The sequence below is a fragment of the Salinicola tamaricis genome, from assembly GCF_003006155.1.
GTDB lineage: Bacteria > Pseudomonadota > Gammaproteobacteria > Pseudomonadales > Halomonadaceae > Salinicola > Salinicola tamaricis.
This window is the reverse complement of sequence record NZ_CP023559.1, coordinates 144,202-164,428: the sequence shown is the minus strand read 5'-3', so window position 1 is coordinate 164,428 and position 20,227 is coordinate 144,202. Positions and strand designations below refer to the sequence as shown.

Below are 20,227 nucleotides of genomic sequence, written 5' to 3'. Positions count from 1 at the left end.
CGGATGAGGGTTTCGGCCTAAAGGTCAGGCCAATTGACGCTCAGGCCACCTTCCAGACTCAGGAAGGCGGCGTGGCGTCGCCGGGCGCTCAGCTCTCGATACAGCGCTGGTGCTGTTCGCCCAGCCCCTCGATGCCCAGACGCATGGTTTGACCCGGCTTGAGGAATACCTTCGGGTTCTGACCCATGCCCACGCCCGGGGGCGTGCCGGTGGAGATCACGTCGCCCGGTTGCAGGCTCATGAAGCGGCTCAGGTAAGCGACCAGATGCGGGATCTGGAACACCATGGTGCGGGTCGAGCCGTCCTGGTAGCGCTGGCCGTCGACCTCCAGCCACAGATTCAGATCGTGAGGGTCGGCGATCTCGTCGCGGGTCACCAGCCAGGGGCCGAGCGGGCCGAAGGTGTCGCAGCCCTTGCCCTTGTCCCAGGTGCCGCTGCGCTCGAGCTGGAACTCGCGCTCGGAGACGTCGTTGATCACGCAGAAGCCGGCGACATGATCCATGGCGTCGGCTTCGTCGATGTAGCGCCCGCCGGTGCCGATCACCACGCCGAGCTCGACCTCCCAGTCGGTCTTGGTCGAATCGCGGGGGATCTCGACGTCGTCGTTGGGGCCGCAGATGGCGCTGGTCCACTTGTTGAACACCACTGGCTCGGCGGGTACCTCGGCACCGGTCTCGGCGGCGTGATCGGAGTAGTTGAGGCCGATGCAGATGAACTTGCCCACACGGCCGACGCAGGGGCCCAGGCGGGTGTCGGCGGCGACTTCGGGCAGGCGGCTCGGATCGAGCGCGGCGAGTTTGGCCAGGCCGGCGGCGCTGAGCACCTCGCCGGCGATGTCATCGATCTCGCCGGAGAGATCGCGCACGCGACCGTCGGCGTCGACGATTCCCGGTTTTTCCTGGCCCTTGGGGCCGTGGCGTAGCAGTTTCATGAAGACTCCTTTGAGGAAAGCGTTGGTTGAATTTGGGTACGAAGTGATCGAGTGACGTTGAGACGAAAGCTTTTTCAGGACCCAGGAGGCGCTGGATAAACAGGCGAGCAGAGTGAAGCGCAAGGCGCCCGGAGCACAGGAACCGGAGCCTATGGGGTATAGGTGAGGATTCCGCGCACCGCGTAACGCCGCGATTCACCTGCGCAGCCATTTATCCTGTGTCTCCCTAGTTGGACCAGCCGCCATCGATCATCTGCACTGTCCCGGTAATGAAACCGGCCTCGTCGCTGGCCAGCCAGGTCGCCAGCGCGGCGATCTCCTCCACCTTGCCCAGCCGGCCCATGGGCTGGCGCGCGCGACGAAACTCGGCGAACACCTCGTCGGCGCTGGCGCCCCTGCTGGCGCCCTGCTCGCGCGACTCGCGCGCAGCGAGGGGGAGTCCACGTGCCCGGGCAGATGGCGTTGCAACGGATGCCGAGGGTCATGAAGTCGGCGGCGATCGACTTGGTCAGCCCGATCACCGCGCCTTGGTGGTGCCGTAGGCGAAGCGGTTGACCACGCCCTTGGTGCTGGAGGCGAGCGAGGCCATGTTGATGATGCTGCCGCCGCCGTTCTCCAGCATCGCCGGCAGGGCGGCGCGCAGGGTATAGAACATCGAGTCGACATTGAGTCGCTGGGCCTGCGCCCATTGGGCATCGTCGCACTCGAGGATCGAGCCGGCGGGCACCGTACCGGCGCAGTTGAAGACGATGTCCAGCGCGCCCAGCGAACCGATCAGGCGGTTCACCGCGGCGGCGTCGGTGACGTCCAGCGCGTGGCACTCGGCGGCCTCGAGCCCGTCGAGCTTGGCCGCATCGATATCGGTGGCGATCACCCGAGCGCCCTCGGCCAGAAAGCGCTCGACGGTGGCGCGGCCGATCCCCTGGCCGGCGGCGGTGATCAGAGCGGTCTTGTGGGCGAGGCGCATGGCGGGGCTCCTGAGCGTTGTCGAAGTTGGCTGACTGTTGTCGCACGGTGGCCTTTCGCTTCTAATGTCTAAAGGCCTGACCATTGGGCCGAGTATTATCCTATGCGCGAGACGACCGCAAACCGCCAAACGTCTAATGGCAGCGCCAGCGCCCGGGATTGCGTGCCAGTTTTCGACCAATGTCTAACAAGGACGCCGTTCCCGGGGGCGGCCTGCCACAGGAGATCCCGCGATGCCGATTCAGACCATTCGCGCCCAGCGGCTCTATCGCCAGATTGCCGATCAGCTGCTGGCGCTGATCCGCCAGGGCGAGTTCCCGCCGGGCTCGCTGCTGCCGCCGGAGCGTGACCTGGCGCAGCAGCTCGGGGTCAGCCGCGCCTCGGTGCGTGAGGCGCTGATCGCGCTGGAGGTGGTGGGGCAGGTCGAGGTACGGGTCGGCCACGGCGTGCTGGTGCTGGAGCGTGCGGCGCCGGTCGAAGCGCCGGTCATGCACATCGCCAGCCGCCAGGAGCCATGGGCGATCGATCCCGAGTTCGAAAGCGAGATCGAGCTCGATCTGGATGAGGAGATTCCGCCTTTCGCGCTGCTCGAGGCGCGCCGCTTCATCGAGCCGGAGACCGCGGCGCTGGCGGCGCTCAACGCCAGCGACGCCGATCTCGAAGCGATCCGCGCGGCCTACCAGCGCAACGTCGAGGATAATCGCCACGGCGGCAACAACATGGTCGGCGACCGCCTGATGCATATCCGCATCGCCGAGGCCTCGGGCAACGCCGCCTACGCCATGTTGCTCAAGCACCTGCTCGGCCATCAGTACGGGGTGATGTTCCGGCGGCTGCAGGCACTGTTCATGTCCACCGATATGCCAAGCCGCTCACAGCAGGATCACAGCCGTATCCTCCTCGCCGATCGAGGCGCGGGATGCCGAGGCCGCACGCGCGGCGATGGCGGCGCATCTCGACCACGTGCTCGGGGTATTCTTCGATAGCTGAGCCCTATGCCGTTGCCGCCGACGATTCGATCGTATCGATGCTCGGGGGCGAAAAAAGCCAGTGTCGACATGCCCGCAGGCCGACTAGCCTTGCAGGAGTATTCACCGGGACACGCATCCCTCTGCCGGCCGTCTGCGCCGGCGCTACCCCCGCTGCAAGGAGCGTGCAATGAGCAAGGTACTGGTGCTTTATTATTCGAGCTATGGCCATGTCGAGACGCTGGCCAAGGCGATCGCCGAGGGAGCCAGCGGTGTCGGCGGCACACAGGTGGACGTGCGCCGGGTGTCCGAGCTGGTCCCCGATGAAGTGGCCGAGCAGTCGGGTTACAAGACCGATCAGGATGCACCGGTGATCGAGAGCCCCGACGCGCTGGCCGACTACGACGCGATCATCGTCGGTACGCCGACCCGGTTCGGCAACATGGCCTCGCAGATGCGCAACTTCTGGGACATGACCGGCGGCCTGTGGGCCCAGGGCAAGCTGATCGGCAAGGTCGGCAGCGCCTTCGTCTCCACCGCGAGCCAGCACGGCGGCCAGGAGACCACCTTGACCTCGATCCATACCACGCTGCTGCATCACGGCATGGTGATCGCCGGCGTGCCCTACAGCTGCGCCGGGCTCACCAACATGAGCGAGATCACCGGTGGCACGCCCTATGGTGCCTCCACCCTGGCGGGGGCCGACGGCAGTCGCACACCCAGCGAGAACGAGCTGGAGATCGCCCGCTTTCAGGGCAAGCACGTGGCCGAGCTGGCGGCCAAGCTCGCCGGCTGAGGCCGGCCGGCGACGGCCCGCCGCCCCCGGGCCGACCAACGAGAGCCGCTGATCTCATCGAGATCAGCGGCTTTTTTCTGGGCGATAATCGAACTCGTGAAAATCCGCCGCGAGGCCGGCCCCGGAGAGATCCTGGGCGCAGAGGCCGACGAAGGTACCGGTGAAGCGGATGTAGTCCGGATCGTCGTCGCACAGATGGGAAATATCGAGGGGGTCGCCGATCGGCTGCCAGTCGACGGCGTCGGCGTGTCGATCCGGATCGCCTTGTGTATCGACCGGCGCATGGAAGAAACGCAACTTTTCGCGCGCCAGGCGCGCCATCAGGCGCACGTCACCCGCCATCAGAGGGACATCGGCGGTCAGCGGCTCGTCATAGACGCCGTGGCGCGAAACGACGATACCGAGGCAACGGCCCAGCGTCTCCTCCCGGGTCACCCTGAGATAGACATAATCCTTGGCGTCGTAGTAGAGGATCAGCCCCGCCATCTGCTGGAAATGCTCGGGGTCGAAGGAGAGGCGTGTCTCCACCTCCAGCTCAAAGTGGCTCAGACGCCTGGCCAGCAGGCTCTGTCGGTGGGTCGACTGCATCGACTCGCCGCCCTTGAGTCGCAGACAGCCCGGCGCTCGCTCAGCGACAGCCAGGTGTCGTCGAACGGCCGGCGCAGACTCTGCCAGTAACGGTGTAGGCTCGGGCGCTCGAAGGTATCGCGATCCGGCTCGGCCGGGGGCGGCTGCCAGGCGAGATGCGGGCCGGCCACCCGGTGGCTGGGTAGGGGCCGCCATCGATGCGAAGCCAGTCGTCTTCCGTCCAGACACAGCGCTGCAGGCGGTTTCGCGCCCCAGTATGCAGCGCCCGGCGACGACCGGGCGGCACAGAGGTGGGCGCAATACCACTCGCCCCCGGGAGTCTCCACCAGACTGCCATGGCCGGCCTTCTGCAACTGATCGCGCGCATTCGGGTTCGAGGTGAGCACCGGGTTGGTCGGGTCGACCTCGTAAGGACCGGTCAACTCACGTGAGCGAGCCACCGTCATGGCATGACCATAACCGGTACCGCCCTCGGCGGTGACCAGGTAGTAGTAGCCGTTTCGCCGATAGAGATGCGGGGCTTCGGTGACGCCCAGAGACGTCCCCCGAAAGATATTGTGCACGGGCCCGGTGAGCTGCTGGCGTTCGATGTCGTAGCGCTGCAAGGCGATACCGGCGAAGGCGTTCCGGCCCTTGCGGAAATCCCAGATCATGTTGAGCAGCCAACTGCTGCCGTCATCGTCGTGGAACAGCGAAGGGTCGAAGCCACTGCTGTTGAGATGAACCCGCTCCGACCAGGGCCCTTCGATCCGCTCGGCGCTGACCAGATAGTTGTGGGTATCCTTGAACGCGCCCCGGCGACTCTTGACGTCGGTGTAGATCAGATGGAAGCGGCCATGTGCGTAGCTCAGGCACGGTGCCCATACGCCGCCGGAATCGATGTCGCCGATCATATCCAGCTGCGAGCGCCGGTCGAGGGGCGAGGGCAACTGGCGCCACTGGGCCAGATCCCGGGAGTGATAGAGGGCGACGCCGGGAAACCATTCGAAGGTCGAGGTGGCGATGTAGTAGTCGTCGTCCACCCGGAGTATCGACGGGTCCGGATGAAAGCCGGGCAGGATGGGGTTGGCAATGAGGGACATGCGGTCTCCTGTCGCGACGGGGTTCAGCGTTTGGCGGCGAGATCGGCGACGATGGCCGGATAGCGCTTGTCGAGGTCGTAGAACAGCATCAGCACGATCATCAGTGCGCAGAGGCCCATCGGCAGGTAGACGAACAGTGCCTGGATCGCGAAAAGTGCGGTGTCGCTCTGCTCGCCGCCACCGCCGACATAGCCGCCGAAGGCCAGTATCCATCCCAGCAGCGCCGTGCCCAGTCCGCTGCCGATCTTGATGCCCATGCTGCCGCCGCTGTAGACCATGCCTTCGTTACGAATCCCGGTCTTCCACTCTCCGTACTCGATGGTGTCGCCGAGCAGCGCGAACATGCTGCCGTTGATCGGTGCCTTGCCGAGTCCGCGGATGGTACCGGCGACGATCAGGTAGACGTTGCCGAGGTCGATCAGCATGACGCCGTAGCCGACCAGGGTGATCAGCTCGCCGACGATGATCGCGTTGCGCTTGCCGTAGCGCTTGGTGATCGGCGCCACGAAGGCCATGCCTGCCAGGATGAAGACGATGTAGGCGGTCGTGATGACGCCTACCAGCCAGGTATCGTCGAGCAGGTACTGGGCGTAGTAGACGACCGCCCCGGAGTTGAGTGCGTTGAAGATAGGTGATCAGGATGAACAGCGTGGCCAGCGCCCAGTAGCGATTCTTGCCGAGGGTGCGCAGGCTCTGCTTCAGGGAACCGGTGCCTGGCGCCGGCGCGCTTCTGCCGGCTGGACGCGTTCGTGGGTGCTCTTGAAGGTGAACAGGAAAAGCCCCGTACCGATGGCGCCGAAGATCGCGAAGGTGACGATCCATCCCGCCTGGCCGCCGCCGAACAGCGTGGCGACCGGCAGCGTCAGGTTGCTGACCAGCAGCACGCCGATCAGCGCCAGGCTCATGCGGAAGACGTTGAGCAGCGAGCGCTGATACTGGTCCTGGGTGATCAGCGAGTTGAGCGTGCCATAGGGTACGTTGAGACCGGTATAGACCAGGCATACCAGGTTGTAGGTCACCGCGATGTAGACCGTCTGCCAGAACGGCGAGACGTCGGGCACCGCGAACAGCAGCACCGCCGAGACCGCGAACGGCACCGCCAGCCACAGCAGCCAGGGCCGGGCCTTGCCGTGTCGCGAAGTGGTCTTGTCGATCACGTAGCCCATGGCGATGTCCGAGACACCGTCGAACACCCGCGAAAACAGCATGATCGAGCCGATGATACCGGCGGCGACGCCGATCACGTCGGTGTAGTAGTAGACGATGAAGATGCTCATCGCCTGCCAGATGAAATTGCTGGCCAGGTCCCCGCAGCCGTAGCCGATCCGCTCCATCAGCGGTACGGCGGCAGCGGGATCGTGGGCTGACCCTGGGGTTGTCTCAGTCTTGCCTGTCTCTGGGGGGCTTGTCTCTGTAGGGCTTGTCGTCAGCGTGCTTGTCTCGCGCGTCATGATCACCTCGCTGCCTGTGAGGGTCACCGCGGCCGCTGCTCGTGGCAGGACCGCGACGACCACCTCTGTCCGCGAATTGCCGCCTTACTCGTAGACCATCTCTTCGAGTTCCAGGCCCTTGGTCTCGCGGACGAAACGCGCTACGAAGAAGATCGAGATCAGCGCACACAGGGCGTAGAAGCCGTAGGCGCCGGTCAGCCCGATCGAGGCGAGCATGATCGGGAAGGTCATGGTGATGGCGAAGTTGGCCACCCACTGGAACAGCCCGGCAATCGCCAGCCCCGAACCGCGCACCTGATTGGGGAACATCTCACCCAGCATGACCCACATCACCGGACCCCAGGAGACGTTGAAGCAGAACACGTAGACGTTGGCGGCGATCAGCGCGAGCACGCCGTTGCCGCTGGAGAGTGCCAGGCTGCCGTTGACCATGTCGGCGGTGGAGAAGGCGTAGACCAGTAGCGCCAGGGTCAGCGTCATCCCCAGCGAGCCGGCCCACAGCAGCGGCTTGCGTCCGATCCGGTCGATCAGGCCGATGGTGACCAGACAGGCGGCGATACTCACTGCGCCGCTGATCACGTTGATCATCAGGGCGTCATTTTCGGAGAAACCCACCGCCTGCCACAGCACGGCGCCGTAGTAGAACACCACGTTGATACCCACCAACTGCTGGAACACCGCCAGCCCGATGCCCACCCACACCAGCTTGAGCAGCTTGCCGGTGGCGGGATTGATCAGGTCCGACAGGCGCGGCTGATGGCGGGTGGAGAGCGACTGGCGAATCTCGCCCAGACGGCGCTCGGTGGTGGCGGCATCGTAGACCAGTCGCAGCACCCGTTCGGCCTTGGCTTCCTGGCCGGCGCTGACCAGAAAGCGCGGGCTCTCGGGGATGAACAGCAGGGCCACGAAGAAAATGCCGGCGGGCACCAGCTCCATCCAGAACATGCAGCGCCACGCCTCGAAGCCGAACCACAGCGGCTCGGTCGAGCCGCCGGCGACGTTGGCCAGGACGTAGTTGTTGAGAAACGAGAAGAACAGCCCGCCGATGATTGCCACCTGCTGGATGGTCGCCAGCCGGCCGCGCAGATGCGAGGGGGCGATCTCACTGATATAGGCCGGTGACATCACGCTGGCGGCGCCCACCGCCAGACCGCCCAGCACCCGGTAGATGACGAACTCGAGCGAGCCCCCGGCGATACCCGAGCCCCAGGCGCTGATCAGGAACAGCACCGCGGCGACGATCAGCAGCGTTCGCCGGCCGAAGCGATCGGCCAGGCGCCCGGCGAAGAACGCCCCCACGGCGCAGCCGAGCAGCATCGAGGCGACGTTGAAGCCGGTGCCCACGCTCTCCGAATGGAACGCCTGCTGCAGGCCGTCGACGGTGCCGTTGATGACCCCGCTGTCGAACCCGAACAGGAAGCCGCCGATGGCGGCGACACAGCAGATCAGCATGACCACGAAAGGATGTTGCGAAGCACTGGATGTTGGCATTGTCTAGCTCCGTTGGCGTGTGTTCAGGCGCATCTCGAACAGGGGATACGGGCGTGAACCCTGGGGTGGGCCTGGGCCGCTCACAGCCAGCCGGCGTCGACCCAGTAGTTGTGGGCGGTGCAGGCGGCGGCATCGTCGGAGGCCAGGAACAGCACCATCGCTGCGATGTGCTCGGGATGGATGCGCAGCTTGAGCTTCTGCTCGGCGACGATCTGCGCTTCGTCCTCGGGGTGTACCAGCGCGACTGGCGTGGGGTCTTGACGTTACCGGGAATGACGCAGTTGACGCGGATACCGTCGCCGCCCAGATCGCTCGCCAGCGCCCGGGTCAGCCCCTCGATGCCGGCCTTGGCGGTTTCGTAGAGCAGCATGCCCGGCTGGCCCAGATGCCAACTGATCGAGCCGAGATTGACGATCGCCCCCCGGCCCTGGCGGCGCATGGCGGGTGCCACTGCGCGCGCTGCCAGCACCAGATGGCGCAGATTGACGTTCATGCGCTCGTCCCAGTACTCGGGGGTGACGTCCTCCAGCCGGTGGCGGTCGTCGTTGGCGGCGTTGTTGACCAGCACGTCCAGCGTGCCGATCGTCTCCAGGGTCGTGGCCAGCGCCGCCGGGTCGGTGAGGTCGCAGCGGTGATAGTGCACCTTGTCGCCCAGCTCGGCGGCCAGCGCCTCGGCGTCGTCCAGAATATCGAGGAAGTGCACCTCGGCGCGCTGGGCGGCGAAGGCGCGCACCAGCCCTTCACCGATGCCGGACCCGCCGCCGGTGACGACGACACGCTTGCCCTGGAGACTGGGATAGATCGCTGTGGACATCGCACGCTCACTGTTCAGAAAGGATTGAGTTCGAGAAGAGTTAGTAAATAGCATTAACTAATCCTGGATCTCAGCATGCGCCGGGGTCGGAAGACTGGCCATTGGCCATTGGTGGTAAGGGGGGCAAAGGGAACAGACTGCAGGCGTGGTGGTGGGTGCGGCCCGGGGAGGAGCTGCTGCGCCTGCCAGTGGGGCTGATGCTGCTTTCGATGGCTCTGATATAGTCCCTGCATCGCCTTCCGTGCCGAGCCGTCCATGCCCAATCACTTCACACCCCACGCCGCCGGTGACCTCAACTACCTGAAGAGCCTCAATCGCAGCACGATCTTGAGCACGGTACGCCGCTATCCGGGGCTGTCGCGTGCCGATATCGCTCTGCGTACCGGGCTGACCAAGGCCACCGTGGGCAGTGTGGTCAACGTGCTCGGCGAGCGCGGCTGGCTGCGCGAGGGCGAGCTGCACGCGCGCGGCGGCGGGCGCCCGGGGCGCTCGCTCTATCTGGATGGCGAGCAGCATGTGATGCTTGGCGCCGAGGTGGGGGTGAAGGGGCTACGCGTGGTGGCGTGCAATCTCCTCGGCGAGCGGCTCGCCAGCCAGCGCCTGGACGTCTCGCCCACCATGCCGGAGGAGACCGCGGCGATGCTGGCGCGGCTGATCGAGGCGCTGCTCGGAGATCCGGCGATCGCGGCGCGGTCCTGCCTGGGGCTCGGGGTGGCGCTGCCGGGACCGGTGGCGCCGCAGGCGCCGATTTTGCGGCTGGCACCCAACCTGGGCTGGGTCGACGTCGACTTCCTGGCGCTATTACGTGCCGAGCTCGACTCGCCGGCGGGGGTGTGGCTGCTCGACAACGAAGCCAACGCCGCCGCCTTCGGCGAGTTCTATTTCATCCAGGGCACGCCGCCGGAGTCGATCGCCTATCTCAGTGCCGGCAGCGGTATCGGTTGCGGGGTGGTCAGCGGTGAGCACTTTCCGGTGATTCCGCGGGGGCACCAGGGGTTGGTGGGGGAGATCGGCCATACCGTGCTGGTGGCGGACGGCGCTCCCTGCCACTGCGGCAACCACGGCTGTGCCGAGACCCTGGTCAGCGGCTGGATGCTGCGCGAATCCCTCGGCGTGGCGGCCGATGCCAGCCTGAGTGCGTCGCTGCTGGCGCGTCTCGACGAGCCCGAGGTCAGTGCGGCGCTGGCGCGGGCCGGGCGCGCGCTGGGGCTCTTGATGCTCAATCTGCATCACACCCTCAACCCCTCGATGCTGATTCTCGGCGGCTCGCTGATGCGCCTTGGCGCGCCGCTGGTGGCGCCGGCGCTGGCCTACTTCGATGCCCACCAGAATGACCTGCTGCGCCAGTCGCAGCGGGTGCCAGTGAAGGTGGTCGAGGACAGTACCTTCACCGCCGCCTGCGGCGCCGCCGCCCAGGTCATGGCCCGGGCGGCGATCGAGGTCTGAGCCGCGCTCAGTTGTGCTGCAAGCGCACCTCGCTGGCCCCGTTACCCTTGGGCTCGACCCGGATCTGGAGCGGGATTCGCTCGTGCATCTCCTGCACGTGGGAGATCACACCGACCCGGCGGCCCTGGGCCTGCAGGCCATCGAGGGCATCCATCGCCAGCGCCAGCGACGCCGGGTCGAGGCTGCCGAAGCCCTCGTCGATGAACAGCGACTCGATCGCCAACTGGTGCGAGGCCATCGAGGCCAGCCCCAGCGCCAGCGCCAGCGAGACCAGGAAGGTCTCGCCGCCGGAGAGCGAGTGCACCGAGCGCCGCTCGTCGGCCATGTCGCCATCGATCACCAGAATGCCCAGCTCGCTGCCGCCCCGTTCCAGGCGGTAGCGCGGCGTCAGCGCGCGCAGGTGCTGGTTGGCGTGGGTCAACAGGTGGTCGAGGTTGTAGGCCTGGGCGATACGCCGAAAGCGCTTGCCATCGGCGCTGCCGATCAGGCCGTTGATTCGCTCCCAGCGCTGCACCTCCTGCGCTGCGGCTTCGCGCTGGCGCGCCCCCTCCTGCTGTACCCGGCGCCGGCGGCATCCTCGGCGAGCTGCTGCTGGGCGGTGTCGCGGCGCTGCTGCTGGGCCTGCCATTCGCTCTCCAGCGCCTGCAGGTGCTCGCGCTGGGCGGCGTGGCGCGCGCTCAGCGCATCTTCGTGCTCGGTGTCGAGCAGCCGCGCCTCGGGGGTCTCTGGTAGTAGCAGACGGCGCTGCTCGATCAGGGCGCGGCGGCGCTCCTCGACCGCGACCCGGGCCGCGTCGCGCTCGCGCTCGCGTCGTTCGCAGGCCTCGCGCAGCTGGCGATGCGCGGCCTCGGTATAGCCCAGCAGGGTCTCCAGTCGCGCCTCGTCGAGCTCGGGTTGGGTGCGTCGCCACGCTTGCCAGGCGTGATCGAGCTCGGCGTGGGTGGTCTGTTCCTCCTGCTGGCGCTGGGCCAGATCGGCGATCTGCGGGTCAGCCGCGTGTGGGTATTCTCCAGGGTCTGCCACTGCGCCTGGCGCGCTTCCCACTGCTGCTGCGCCTGCTGGCGCTGATCTTCCAGTGCAGCCTGCCAGGCCCCGGCCGAGGCGTGTTCGCCCAGCGCCGCGCCGAGTGCCTGATGCGTACGCGTCAGCGCCTGTTCCAGCTCCGGCAGGGCGGCGGCGAGGTTTTCCAGGCGCGCCTGGTCGAGGGCCTGGCGTGTCTCCCGCTTGCCCAGTTCCAGGGCCAGGCTCTGGTGCTGACGTTCGAGCGGGTCCAGGTGCGCTCGATGGTATCGAGCCGCTGCAGCCGCTCGCTGGCCTGCTGGCGCTCACTCAGCGTCTGCTCGCGCTGGTGCTGCAGCCACTCGCCGGGTTGCTCGGCGATGCTCAGCTCGGTGCTCAGCGGGTGGTCGGCCAGGGCTCTGGCGGCGGCCTCGCGGGCCGGCGCTAGCGCTTGCTGGCGCTGCTCGGCAGCCAGCAGCGTCTGGCGGCAGCTGCGCCACTCGACGCTCAGCTCTTGATGCTGCTCGCGGGCGGCCGCCACGCGCTGGGCCTCCTGCTCGAGCTGCTGGCGCTCCTGGGCTTCGATGCTGGCGACCAGCGCCTCCCCCGGATGCGCCGGCGGCGCGTCGCGGTAGGGGTGATCGATGGCGCCACACACCGGGCACGGTGTCTCTTCACGCAGCTGCTGGCGTAGCCGCGCGACCTCGTCGCTACGCGCAGCGCGGGCGCTCTCGATCTGTTCGCCGATCTGGGCCTGGCGCTGCTCGGCGGCGGTGAGATCGCGCTTGGCCTGCTGGCCTGCCTGTTCGAGTTGGGTCAGCCGCTCGCGGCTCTCTGCGAGCTGTTGCTGCAGCGTCGCCTGCTCATGATCCAGCCGCTCGCGTTCGCGCCACGCCTGGGTCAGAGTGTCCAGGGCGTCTAGCCGTGTCTGGGCGCCGTCACGGCTGCGGTTAAGGGCGGCGCGCAGGTCAGCCGCGGCGGTCTCCGTCGTCGCTGTCTCCAGCAGCGCAGCGAGGTGCTGCTGCTGGGCCTCGATCTGCTGCGCCTGGGTGGCCAGGCGCTGCTGTAGCTGCGTCTGCTGCTGTGCGCTCTCGGCCGCGGCGGCATTGAGTTGCGCTTGCTCCGTGCGCTGCTGATCGCACTGCTGCTGGAGCCGATCACGCTCGCTCTCCAGCTGGCGCGCCTGCTCCAGCTCGGGCTGCGCGTCGCGCTGCGCGGCGGCGGCGCGTTCGCGGGCGGTGCTGGCGGCTTCCAGCTCGGGTGTCAGGGCCTGGCGTTCGCCGTCGCAGCGGTCGAGTGCGGCGCGGGCTTCGGCCAGCTGCTGTCCACGCCGGGCCAGGGTCTCTGCCAGGCTGCGTCGCTGCTGGGCACGCTCGCACCAGGGGGCAATGGCGTCGAGCTGGGCGAGGGTGTGGCGCTCCTCCTGGGCGGCGGCGATCGCTGCCTCGGCCGCCTGCAGGGCGCTCTCGGCCTGCTGCCAGTCGGCGCTCAGCCGGGCCTGACGTTCGAGCTCGGTGCCCTCGCCACGCAGCTGCTCGCGCCGGGCCTGCAGCGCTGCCAGCGCCTGCTGCTGTGATGCGGCCTCGCGCTCCAGGTCGGCGCGGCCCTCGGTGTCCGCCGGCAGGGCGTCGGCGAGGCGCGCTTCGATCGCCTCCAGCGCGCCTCTGGCCGTGCGCGTGCGCTGGAAGGCGGCGCGCGAGATGGCGGAGTAGTGCTGGGTATCGGTGAGCCGCTCCAGCAGTTCGCTGCGGGCGTTGTCATCGGCCTTGAGAAAGGCGGCGAACTCGCTCTGGGCGAGCAGCACGGCACGGGTGAACTGGTCGAAATTGAGTCCCAGCCGCTCCGGCAGCAGGCGGTCGAATTCGCGCTTCTGTGCCGTCAGCAGCTGGTTGGCGTCGAGATCGGTGAGCGACTGCTCGACCTTCTGCAGGCTGCCGTCGAGCTTGTCGCGGGCCCGACGCACGCTCCAGCGGGCGCGGTAGCGGCGGCCGTCGCGGCCGACGAAATCGACCTCGGCGAAGCCGCTGGCGCAGCCGCGGCGCAGCAGGGTACGGGCATCGGCGGTGGTCAGGGTGTCGCGGCCCACATCGGCGATCTGGGAGTCGCGCACCGGCGCTTGGCGCAGTCGCGGCGTGCTGCCATAGAGCGCCAGGCAGAGTGCATCGAGCAGAGTGCTCTTGCCGGCGCCGGTGGGGCCGGTGATGGCGTAAAGCCCCTGGTCGGCAAGGGGTGAAACGGTGAAGTCGAGCTCGTGGCGACCGGCCAGCGAGGCCAGGTTCTCCAGCCGGATGGCGAGTATCTTCATGCCTCACCCTCCGCGTCCTGGACTTCCTGCACCAGGGTGGCGAAATCCCGCGCCACCGCTTCCGGCGGCGTCTCGCCATACTCGGCCTGCCAGCGGCGGGCGAAGATCTCCTGCGGCGTGAGGCTGTCGAGATCGAGCGTGACGCTGTCCGCGGTGTCGCCCCCGGCGTTGGGGTAGTGGCTATGAATGCGCAGCAGCCGCAGCGGCTTGTCGGCGATCGCCGCCTCGATCCGGGCGCGCAGATCGGGCTGCGGCGTCTCGAGGGCCACGCGCACCTCCAGCCACGGCCAGCGCTCACGCGGTAGTACCTCCCCGGTGGTGGGCTCGGGCTGCCATGCCAAAAGCTCGGCCTCGACTGTCTCGACGCTGCCCGGGCCGATGCGCTCCAGCGCCACGTGGCGAGGTATCGGCAGGCTCTCGATGGAGTCGAGTTCGGCCCCGTTCAGGCTCACTTCGAGCACCTGGTGCGGATAGTGGCTCTCGCTGAAATCCAGCGGCAGCGGCGAACCGCTGTAGCGGATGCGCGCCTCGCCCACCTGCTGTGGCCGGTGGAGATGTCCCAGCGCCACGTAGGCGATCGAGGGCGGAAAGAGCGCGGCGGAGATCGCCTCCTCACCGCCGATCACGATCGGTCGTTCGCTCGCCTCGGAGACGGCGGCGCCCTGCAGATGGGCGTGGCTCATCGCCACCAGCGCCTGGCCCGGTTCGCGGCGGGTCTCGGCGGCTGCGACCAGCTCGCGGTGCACGCGTGCGATACCGTCGCGGTAGTCGTCGGTATCGCCGCCGGTGACCTCTGCCGGGCGCAGGAAGGGCAGCGCCAGGCACCAGGCGCGAATCTCCCCGCTGGCGTCGGGCAGCGGCACCAGCAAGTGCTCACTGTCGAGCCTGCCATCCTCGAGCCAGTGCACCCGCCCCAGGGCATGGGTGTTGAGACGCTTCATCAGCGGCGCCGGCAGTTCGATGCGCGAACCGCTATCGTGGTTGCCGGCGATCATCACGATCTCCAGCGCCGGCAGGGGGCGGCGTGGGCGGCGACGATGAAGTCGTAGAGCAGTTCCTGGGCCCGCAGCGAGGGATTGACCACATCGAATATGTCACCGGCGATCAGCAGCGCATCGGGCTGGCGCTCGGCGAGCGTCGCCAGCAGCCAGTCGAGAAAGGCGCGCTGTTCGACATGGCGCTCCTGGCCATGGAAGGACTGGCCCAGGTGCCAGTCGGCGGTGTGGAAGAATTTCACGATGTGGCGCCTTGTGACGTCTGAGAGAGTGAATTGGAAAAAGCGACGCCAAGTGTAACGCGCCGCTCGGTTTGGAGCCGAACGCAGGTTCTCGATGTTGGAGAGACGCTGTGTTGGAGAGATGCCGTCGGCGCAACTAGGCTTTGCGGCGTCGACAGCACGGGAGAGCACCACCGCCATGGCACTACATGACTGGAATCTGACGCCGGAGGCGGCGATCGCCCTGCAGAAGCGGCTGGCACCGAGCGTCAGGCGCGAGGATACGCTGGGCGAGGTGGGCCTGATCGCCGGCATGGATATCGGCTTCGAAGATGGCGGTGAGACCACCCGCGCGGCGCTGGTGCTGCTCGAGTGGCCGTCGCTTGCGCTGGTGGAGCAGGTGGTGCATCGCGAGCCGACGCGCATGCCCTACGTGCCGGGGCTGCTGTCGTTTCGCGAGATACCCGCGGCGCTGGGGGCCTTCGAGCAGCTCTCGCGGCGCCCGGATCTGATCATGGTCGACGGCCAGGGCATTGCCCACCCGCGGCGCCTGGGCATCGCCTCGCATCTGGGGCTGTGGCTTGATCTGCCGACCATCGGCGTAGGCAAGAGCCGGCTGTGCGGCCAGTTCGGCGAGGTGCCGTCGGCCAAGGGGGAGTGGACGCCGCTGACCGACCGGCGGCGCGAAGAGGATCCGAGTGACGTCAGCGTCGACGCCCACGGCCGGGTCACCATCGGCGCGGTGCTGCGCTCGCGGGAGGGAGTGAAGCCGCTGTTCGTATCGCCGGGGCACCGGCTCTCTTTGCCCACCGCGGTCGACTGGGTGGTGCGCTGCCTGGGCCGCACCAAGCTACCGGAGCCGACCCGGCTGGCGGATCGGCTGGCATCGAGGAAGGGCGAGGTGGCGGTCAGCGGGCAGCTGTCGCTGTAGCCGCGCTGTCGGGCATTGCCTAGCTGTCAGGTATTGCCTAGACGATATCCAGCGATACCGGCTCCCGTGGCGCCGGAAAGGCGTTGTCGAGCCGGGTGAGGTCGTCGGCGTCGAGGTCGATATCCAGGGCGGCGGCGTTGGCGTCGACATGCGCCAGGGTCGACGCCTTGGGAATGGCGACCACCGGCCTCGGCCGCTCGTGCTGAGGGCAGGCAGGGCGGATGGCCCAGGCCAGCAGAATCTGGGCGGCGCTGGCGCCATGCTTGTCGGCGATCTCGTTGACCACCGTGGAGGAGAGCAGCTTGGCCCGCAGCCGGCCACCCTGGGCCAGCGGGCAGTAGGCCATCACCGGCAGATGGTGGTCCTGCATCCACGGCAGGACATCGACCTCGATGCCGCGGGAGCCGAGGTGGTAGAGCACCTGGTTGGTCGCGCAATCGGCGGCGGCCGGCAGCGCTTCCATGGCTCTGAGGTTGCCGGCATCGAAGTTGGAGACGCCGAAGCGGCGGATCTTGCCCTGATCGCGCAGCCGCTCGAACGCCTCGAAGGTCTCCTCCAGCGGAATGCCGCCGGGCCAGTGCAGCAGATAGAGATCGAGGGTCTCGATCCCCAGCCGCTCGAGGCTGCCCTCGCAGGCGGCGATGGCGCTGTCGCGACCGGCGTTCCAGGGGTAGACCTTGGAGACCACGAAGGCGTCGTCGCGGCGACCGCGCAGCGCCTCGCCGACGACTTCCTCGGCACCGCCGTCACCATACATCTCGGCGGTGTCGATCAGCGCGAGGCCCAGGTCCAGGCCATGCTGCAGCGCCGCCACCTCCTGCTGGCGCGGCACCCGATTCTCGCCCATGTACCAGGTTCCCTGGCCGATGGCCGGCAAGGCCAGCGCTGGGGCGTCGCCGCTGGCGGGAAATTCGATCCGTGGTCTCTGCCCGGGCATGCAAGACTCCCTTTTGGTTTAGGCGTTGCTGTTATGCTGGTCGCCACTCGCGGGTTTCGCAAACCCGACATCGGCCATCGTCTACCGCTTCCAGGAGAATCTCCATCGAACCCTCTTCGCTCCGCCAGACCCGGGCCTGGGTCGAATCCTTCGTCGTGGCCCACGATATCTGTCCCTTTGCCGGGCGCGAGATGCGTCGTGATGCCATTCGCTATGCCGTGGCCGAGGCCAGCGACCTGGAAGGGCTGCTGCACGAGCTGGTGGCCGAGTGCCGGCATCTCGATGCCCACGCCGATATCGCCACCACGCTCTTGATCGCACCCGCGGGCATGGACGATTTCGACGTCTATCTGGACTGGCTCGAACTGGCCGAGCGGTTGATGGAGGCGTTGGGCTATGTCGGTATCTATCAGCTGGCCAGCTTCCACCCGGACTATGTGTTCGAGGGCGTCGAGGCGACAGATCCTGCCAACGCCACCAACCGTTCCCCCTGGCCGATGCTGCATATTCTGCGTGAAGCCGAGCTCGAACGGGCGATCGCCAACCACGCCGACCCCGAGGGTATCCCCGAGCGCAACATGGCGCGACTGCGCGAGCCCGGCTCGGCGGCGCTGGCGGCCGGGCTGGCCGCATGTCGCGTCGAGTGACGCGAGTCCATGCTTGTGCCGCGACCTGCGCCGATGGCTGCCATGCCGTGTCGGGGCTATTCTGGGGCTGATCCAAGCGGAGAGGCCGAGTAGCCTGGCCTTCCGCCGTCAGATGTTGTCACTGGGCCCCTTCGGGGCTCTCCAAGGAGCGATACCATGCAGACCGTTACCCGTGGCGGTGAACCCGTCGAGGTGAGTGGCCGTTTTCTCGAGAAGGGCGACAAGGCGCCGCCGTTCACGCTGACCGATGCCGAGCTCAAGGATGTCCAGCTCGACGACTACGCCGGCAAGCGCAAGGTGCTCAACATCATCCCCAGCATCGACACCAAGACCTGTGCGATGTCGGCGCGCAAGTTCAACGAGCGCGCCAGCCAGCTCGACAATACCGTGGTGCTGGTGGTGTCGGCGGACCTGCCGTTCGCCCAGGTGCGCTTCTGCGGGGCGGAAGGGCTCGACGATGTCAGTACGCTCTCCTGCTTTCGCCATCCCGAATTCCGCCAGCTCTCGGCGTGTCGCTGGACAGCGGCCCATGGCCGGGCTGTGCGCGCGGGCGTGGTGGTCCTCGACGAAGAGGATCGGGTGGTCCACGCTGAGCTGGTCGGCGAGATCAAGCACGAGCCGGACTATGACGCCGCGATCGCAGCGCTCGACGCCTAGATGGAAAGGAAAGATCCTAAGTTCGATGAGAGTTCAAGGCATGGTCTACACGATTCGCGAGCCATCCCCACGGATGGATGCGGACGACGACCGCAGCCTTCACACGACCCATGGAGACGATGATGACGATCAAGAAATCCGGTTCCGCCGAGTGGAAGGGCAGCCTCAAGAAAGGCAAGGGTGTGGTATCCACCCAGAGCGGTGCGCTCAAGGAGAACCCTTACGGTTTCAATACCCGTTTCGAGGGTCAGCCCGGTACCAATCCGGAAGAGCTGGTGGCTTCCGCCCATGCCAGCTGCTTCTCGATGGCGCTGTCGATGCTGGGCGAGGAGGTATCGAGCCCGAGAGCATCAAGACCGAGGCCACCGTGATCATGGAGCAGGATGACAGCGGCTTCACCATCACCGCGGTCGAATTGAAGACCGTGGCCAAGATCCCCGGCGCCGATCAGGCGACCTTCGACAGCGCTGCGCAGAAGGCCAAGGAGGGCTGCCCGATCTCCAAGCTCCTCAACGCCAAGATCTCGCTGGACGCCAAGCTCGAGAGTTGAAGCGCCTGGCGCTGACCACCGCGAGCCGGCCCCAGGGCCGGCTCGCTGCGTTTTGGGCGGCGTTCAGGGCCATGACGGCGTGTTGGGACTCTGTTAACGTACTCTGCCCCGCGCGTCTTGCCTGACATCCGCTGCCGGCTTCACGGCGCCCGGGCGGGAACAGGGACACACCCGACTTCGACGCCCCACGACACAAGACAATAGCCATGGCCACTCTTCCTCAGTACGACGCGGCGCCGTCGCGCCCCCTGTCTCGCGGAGACATCAAGGTCCTGTCGCTGTCCGCCCTTGGCGGCGCGCTGGAGTTCTACGACTTTATCATCTTCGTCTACTTCGCCACGGTCATCGGGGCGCTGTTCTTTCCGCCGGAGATGCCCGAGTGGCTGCGCATGGTGCAGACCTACGGCATCTTCGCCGCCGGCTATCTGGCGCGGCCGCTGGGCGGCATCATCATGGCGCACTTCGGCGATCTGCTGGGGCGCAAGCGGATGTTCACGCTGTCGATCTTTCTGATGTCGGTGCCGACGCTGCTGATCGGCTGCCTGCCTACCTATGCGACGATCGGCTACGCCGCGCCGCTGCTGCTGGTATTGATGCGCATTCTGCAGGGCGCGGCGGTGGGCGGCGAGGTGCCAGGGGCCTGGGTCTTCGTCACCGAGCACGTCTCGCGCAAGGACGTCGGTCTGGCTTGCGGCACCCTGGCCTCGGGGCTGGTCGCCGGGATCCTGATCGGCTCGATCATCTCGGCCTTCTTCAAGTCCTACTACAGCGCCGAGGAGATGAGCGCCTACGGCTGGCGAGTGCCGTTTCTGATCGGCGGGTTTTCGGCTTCATCGCGGTCTACCTGCGCCGCTACCTGGAAGAGACCCCGGTGTTCGCCGAGATGCGCGCCAAGAAGGCGCTCTCCGACGGGTTGCCGGTGAAGCGCGTGCTCGCCAGCCACCTCGACAGCGTGGCGCTGTCGATGGGTGTGACCTGGATCCTCACCGGTGCGGTGGTGGTGGTCCTGCTGCTCACCCCGAGCATGCTCAAGAGCCTCTACGCCATCGATGCGTCCTATGCCAACGTCTGGGCCATCGTCTGCACCGTGTTCGGCAGCATCGCCGCCGGCTGGTGCGCCGACCGTCTGGGGCGGGGTGACCCTGATCCTGTGGAGCCTGCTGCTGGGCGTCGCCTACTGGGTGATGATGCACAGCGTGCCGCAGGACCCGAGCCAGCTGCTGTGGAGCTACTGCCTGGCCGGCTTCGGCGTGGGGATCGTCGGTGTGGTCCCGACCATTGCGGTGAAGTCATTTCCGGCGGCGGTGCGTTTTCTCGGGGCTGTCGTTCTCCTATAACGTCGCCTACGCCATCTTCGGCGGCTTCACCCCGGTGGTGGTGTCGACCTTGATGATCTCTCACCCGGCGGCGCCGGCCTATTATATCGCCGCGCTGGCGCTGCTCGGGTGCTGA

At 67.2% G+C, this 20,227-nt stretch carries 18 protein-coding genes and 4 pseudogenes; 9 read left to right on the top strand and 13 right to left on the bottom strand.

Annotated elements, in window-relative coordinates:
* Window positions 1-88: 88 nt before the first annotated feature.
* Window positions 89-931, bottom strand: coding sequence for a fumarylacetoacetate hydrolase family protein (locus CN538_RS00795; RefSeq protein WP_106418231.1), 843 nt, complete (start codon window positions 929-931; stop codon window positions 89-91).
* Between the two features lie 226 nt (window positions 932-1,157).
* Window positions 1,158-1,898 (bottom strand): annotated as a pseudogene (locus tag CN538_RS00790) (SDR family oxidoreductase).
* 232 nt (window positions 1,899-2,130) lie between these two features.
* Between CN538_RS00790 and CN538_RS00785 the strand changes: the two are divergent.
* Both CN538_RS00785 and wrbA read left to right on the top strand, forming a co-directional pair.
* A complete protein-coding gene (locus CN538_RS00785; protein WP_242495446.1) occupies window positions 2,131-2,883 on the top strand; it encodes a FadR/GntR family transcriptional regulator in 753 nt (250 codons plus the stop codon).
* Between the two features lie 172 nt (window positions 2,884-3,055).
* A complete protein-coding gene (gene wrbA / locus CN538_RS00780) occupies window positions 3,056-3,661 on the top strand; it encodes an NAD(P)H:quinone oxidoreductase (RefSeq protein WP_106418230.1) in 606 nt (201 codons plus the stop codon).
* A 63-nt stretch (window positions 3,662-3,724) separates the two neighbouring features.
* On the opposite strand, the gene CN538_RS21550 is transcribed toward wrbA, so the two are convergent.
* The 5 genes and pseudogenes from CN538_RS21550 to CN538_RS00760 form a co-directional block, all read right to left on the bottom strand.
* Window positions 3,725-4,249 (bottom strand): beta-xylosidase family glycoside hydrolase, encoded by a 525-nt coding sequence (locus tag CN538_RS21550; RefSeq protein ID WP_242495445.1) that lies wholly within the window; start codon window positions 4,247-4,249, stop codon window positions 3,725-3,727.
* A complete protein-coding gene (locus CN538_RS00775; RefSeq protein ID WP_242495444.1) occupies window positions 4,207-5,331 on the bottom strand; it encodes a glycoside hydrolase family 43 protein in 1,125 nt (374 codons plus the stop codon). The genes CN538_RS21550 and CN538_RS00775 overlap by 43 nt, the downstream gene beginning before the upstream one ends.
* A gap of 23 nt (window positions 5,332-5,354) precedes the next feature.
* A pseudogene (locus CN538_RS21545) lies at window positions 5,355-6,665 on the bottom strand (MFS transporter).
* Window positions 6,666-6,866: 201 nt separating this feature from the next.
* On the bottom strand, window positions 6,867-8,273 hold the full coding sequence (locus CN538_RS00765) for a sugar porter family MFS transporter (RefSeq protein WP_106418229.1): 1,407 nt from the start codon (window positions 8,271-8,273) through the stop codon (window positions 6,867-6,869).
* Window positions 8,274-8,568: 295 nt separating this feature from the next.
* Window positions 8,569-9,087, bottom strand: a pseudogene (locus CN538_RS00760) (SDR family NAD(P)-dependent oxidoreductase); the annotation flags it as partial.
* A 255-nt stretch (window positions 9,088-9,342) separates the two neighbouring features.
* On the opposite strand from CN538_RS00760, the gene CN538_RS00755 reads away from it, so the two are divergent.
* Window positions 9,343-10,533, top strand: a complete 1,191-nt coding sequence (locus CN538_RS00755) for an ROK family transcriptional regulator (RefSeq protein ID WP_106418228.1) — start codon at window positions 9,343-9,345, stop codon at window positions 10,531-10,533.
* A gap of 7 nt (window positions 10,534-10,540) precedes the next feature.
* Here CN538_RS00755 and CN538_RS21540 read toward each other — a convergent pair whose 3' ends face one another.
* From CN538_RS21540 to CN538_RS23875, 5 genes are all read right to left on the bottom strand, one after another.
* Window positions 10,541-11,047, bottom strand: a complete 507-nt coding sequence (locus CN538_RS21540; protein WP_242495443.1) for an SbcC/MukB-like Walker B domain-containing protein — start codon at window positions 11,045-11,047, stop codon at window positions 10,541-10,543.
* Window positions 11,017-11,556, bottom strand: a complete 540-nt coding sequence (locus CN538_RS21535) for a hypothetical protein (RefSeq protein WP_242495442.1) — start codon at window positions 11,554-11,556, stop codon at window positions 11,017-11,019. Before CN538_RS21535 ends, CN538_RS21540 begins: the two co-directional genes overlap by 31 nt.
* A gap of 121 nt (window positions 11,557-11,677) precedes the next feature.
* A complete protein-coding gene (locus CN538_RS00745; RefSeq protein WP_106418226.1) occupies window positions 11,678-13,837 on the bottom strand; it encodes an AAA family ATPase in 2,160 nt (719 codons plus the stop codon).
* Window positions 13,834-14,832: an exonuclease SbcCD subunit D C-terminal domain-containing protein gene (locus tag CN538_RS23880; protein WP_277985067.1), complete on the bottom strand. Its 999-nt coding sequence runs from the start codon at window positions 14,830-14,832 to the stop codon at window positions 13,834-13,836. Before CN538_RS23880 ends, CN538_RS00745 begins: the two co-directional genes overlap by 4 nt.
* On the bottom strand, window positions 14,832-15,074 hold the full coding sequence (locus CN538_RS23875; protein ID WP_277985066.1) for a metallophosphoesterase family protein: 243 nt from the start codon (window positions 15,072-15,074) through the stop codon (window positions 14,832-14,834). The genes CN538_RS23880 and CN538_RS23875 overlap by 1 nt, the downstream gene beginning before the upstream one ends.
* A 178-nt stretch (window positions 15,075-15,252) precedes the next feature.
* On the opposite strand from CN538_RS23875, the gene nfi reads away from it, so the two are divergent.
* Window positions 15,253-15,984, top strand: coding sequence for a deoxyribonuclease V (gene nfi, locus CN538_RS00735; protein WP_106418225.1), 732 nt, complete (start codon window positions 15,253-15,255; stop codon window positions 15,982-15,984).
* Between the two features lie 37 nt (window positions 15,985-16,021).
* Here nfi and CN538_RS00730 read toward each other — a convergent pair whose 3' ends face one another.
* Window positions 16,022-16,921, bottom strand: a complete 900-nt coding sequence (locus CN538_RS00730; RefSeq protein WP_106418224.1) for an aldo/keto reductase — start codon at window positions 16,919-16,921, stop codon at window positions 16,022-16,024.
* Window positions 16,922-17,019: 98 nt separating this feature from the next.
* Here CN538_RS00730 and CN538_RS00725 point away from each other — a divergent pair, with 98 nt between their 5' ends.
* The 5 genes and pseudogenes from CN538_RS00725 (at window position 17,020) to CN538_RS20610 (ending at window position 20,165) form a co-directional block, all read left to right on the top strand.
* On the top strand, window positions 17,020-17,568 hold the full coding sequence (locus CN538_RS00725) for a DUF1415 domain-containing protein (protein ID WP_106420515.1): 549 nt from the start codon (window positions 17,020-17,022) through the stop codon (window positions 17,566-17,568).
* Window positions 17,569-17,724: 156 nt separating this feature from the next.
* Window positions 17,725-18,225, top strand: coding sequence for a thiol peroxidase (tpx, locus tag CN538_RS00720; protein WP_106418223.1), 501 nt, complete (start codon window positions 17,725-17,727; stop codon window positions 18,223-18,225).
* A 122-nt stretch (window positions 18,226-18,347) separates the two neighbouring features.
* Window positions 18,348-18,775: pseudogene (locus CN538_RS00715) on the top strand (OsmC family protein).
* 206 nt (window positions 18,776-18,981) lie between these two features.
* Entirely contained in the window at window positions 18,982-19,698 is a 717-nt protein-coding gene (locus CN538_RS20615; protein WP_207233575.1) for an MFS transporter, read from the top strand.
* Entirely contained in the window at window positions 19,647-20,165 is a 519-nt protein-coding gene (locus tag CN538_RS20610; RefSeq protein ID WP_207233574.1) for a hypothetical protein, read from the top strand. Before CN538_RS20615 ends, CN538_RS20610 begins: the two co-directional genes overlap by 52 nt.
* Window positions 20,166-20,227 lie beyond the last annotated feature (62 nt).

What these genes read in the sequence shown, in the direction of transcription:
- CN538_RS00795 (WP_106418231.1), bottom strand. Translation starts at nt 931, where the DNA reads ATGAAACTGCTACGCCACGGCCCCAAGGGCCAGGAAAAACCGGGAATC.
- CN538_RS00785 (WP_242495446.1), top strand. Translation starts at nt 2,131, where the DNA reads ATGCCGATTCAGACCATTCGCGCCCAGCGGCTCTATCGCCAGATTGCC.
- wrbA (WP_106418230.1), top strand. Translation starts at nt 3,056, where the DNA reads ATGAGCAAGGTACTGGTGCTTTATTATTCGAGCTATGGCCATGTCGAG.
- CN538_RS21550 (WP_242495445.1), bottom strand. Translation starts at nt 4,249, where the DNA reads ATGCAGTCGACCCACCGACAGAGCCTGCTGGCCAGGCGTCTGAGCCAC.
- CN538_RS00775 (WP_242495444.1), bottom strand. Translation starts at nt 5,331, where the DNA reads ATGTCCCTCATTGCCAACCCCATCCTGCCCGGCTTTCATCCGGACCCG.
- CN538_RS00765 (WP_106418229.1), bottom strand. Translation starts at nt 8,273, where the DNA reads ATGCCAACATCCAGTGCTTCGCAACATCCTTTCGTGGTCATGCTGATC.
- CN538_RS00755 (WP_106418228.1), top strand. Translation starts at nt 9,343, where the DNA reads ATGCCCAATCACTTCACACCCCACGCCGCCGGTGACCTCAACTACCTG.
- CN538_RS00745 (WP_106418226.1), bottom strand. Translation starts at nt 13,837, where the DNA reads ATGAAGATACTCGCCATCCGGCTGGAGAACCTGGCCTCGCTGGCCGGT.
- CN538_RS23880 (WP_277985067.1), bottom strand. Translation starts at nt 14,832, where the DNA reads ATGATCGCCGGCAACCACGATAGCGGTTCGCGCATCGAACTGCCGGCG.
- nfi (WP_106418225.1), top strand. Translation starts at nt 15,253, where the DNA reads ATGGCACTACATGACTGGAATCTGACGCCGGAGGCGGCGATCGCCCTG.
- CN538_RS00730 (WP_106418224.1), bottom strand. Translation starts at nt 16,921, where the DNA reads ATGCCCGGGCAGAGACCACGGATCGAATTTCCCGCCAGCGGCGACGCC.
- tpx (WP_106418223.1), top strand. Translation starts at nt 17,725, where the DNA reads ATGCAGACCGTTACCCGTGGCGGTGAACCCGTCGAGGTGAGTGGCCGT.
- CN538_RS20615 (WP_207233575.1), top strand. Translation starts at nt 18,982, where the DNA reads ATGGCCACTCTTCCTCAGTACGACGCGGCGCCGTCGCGCCCCCTGTCT.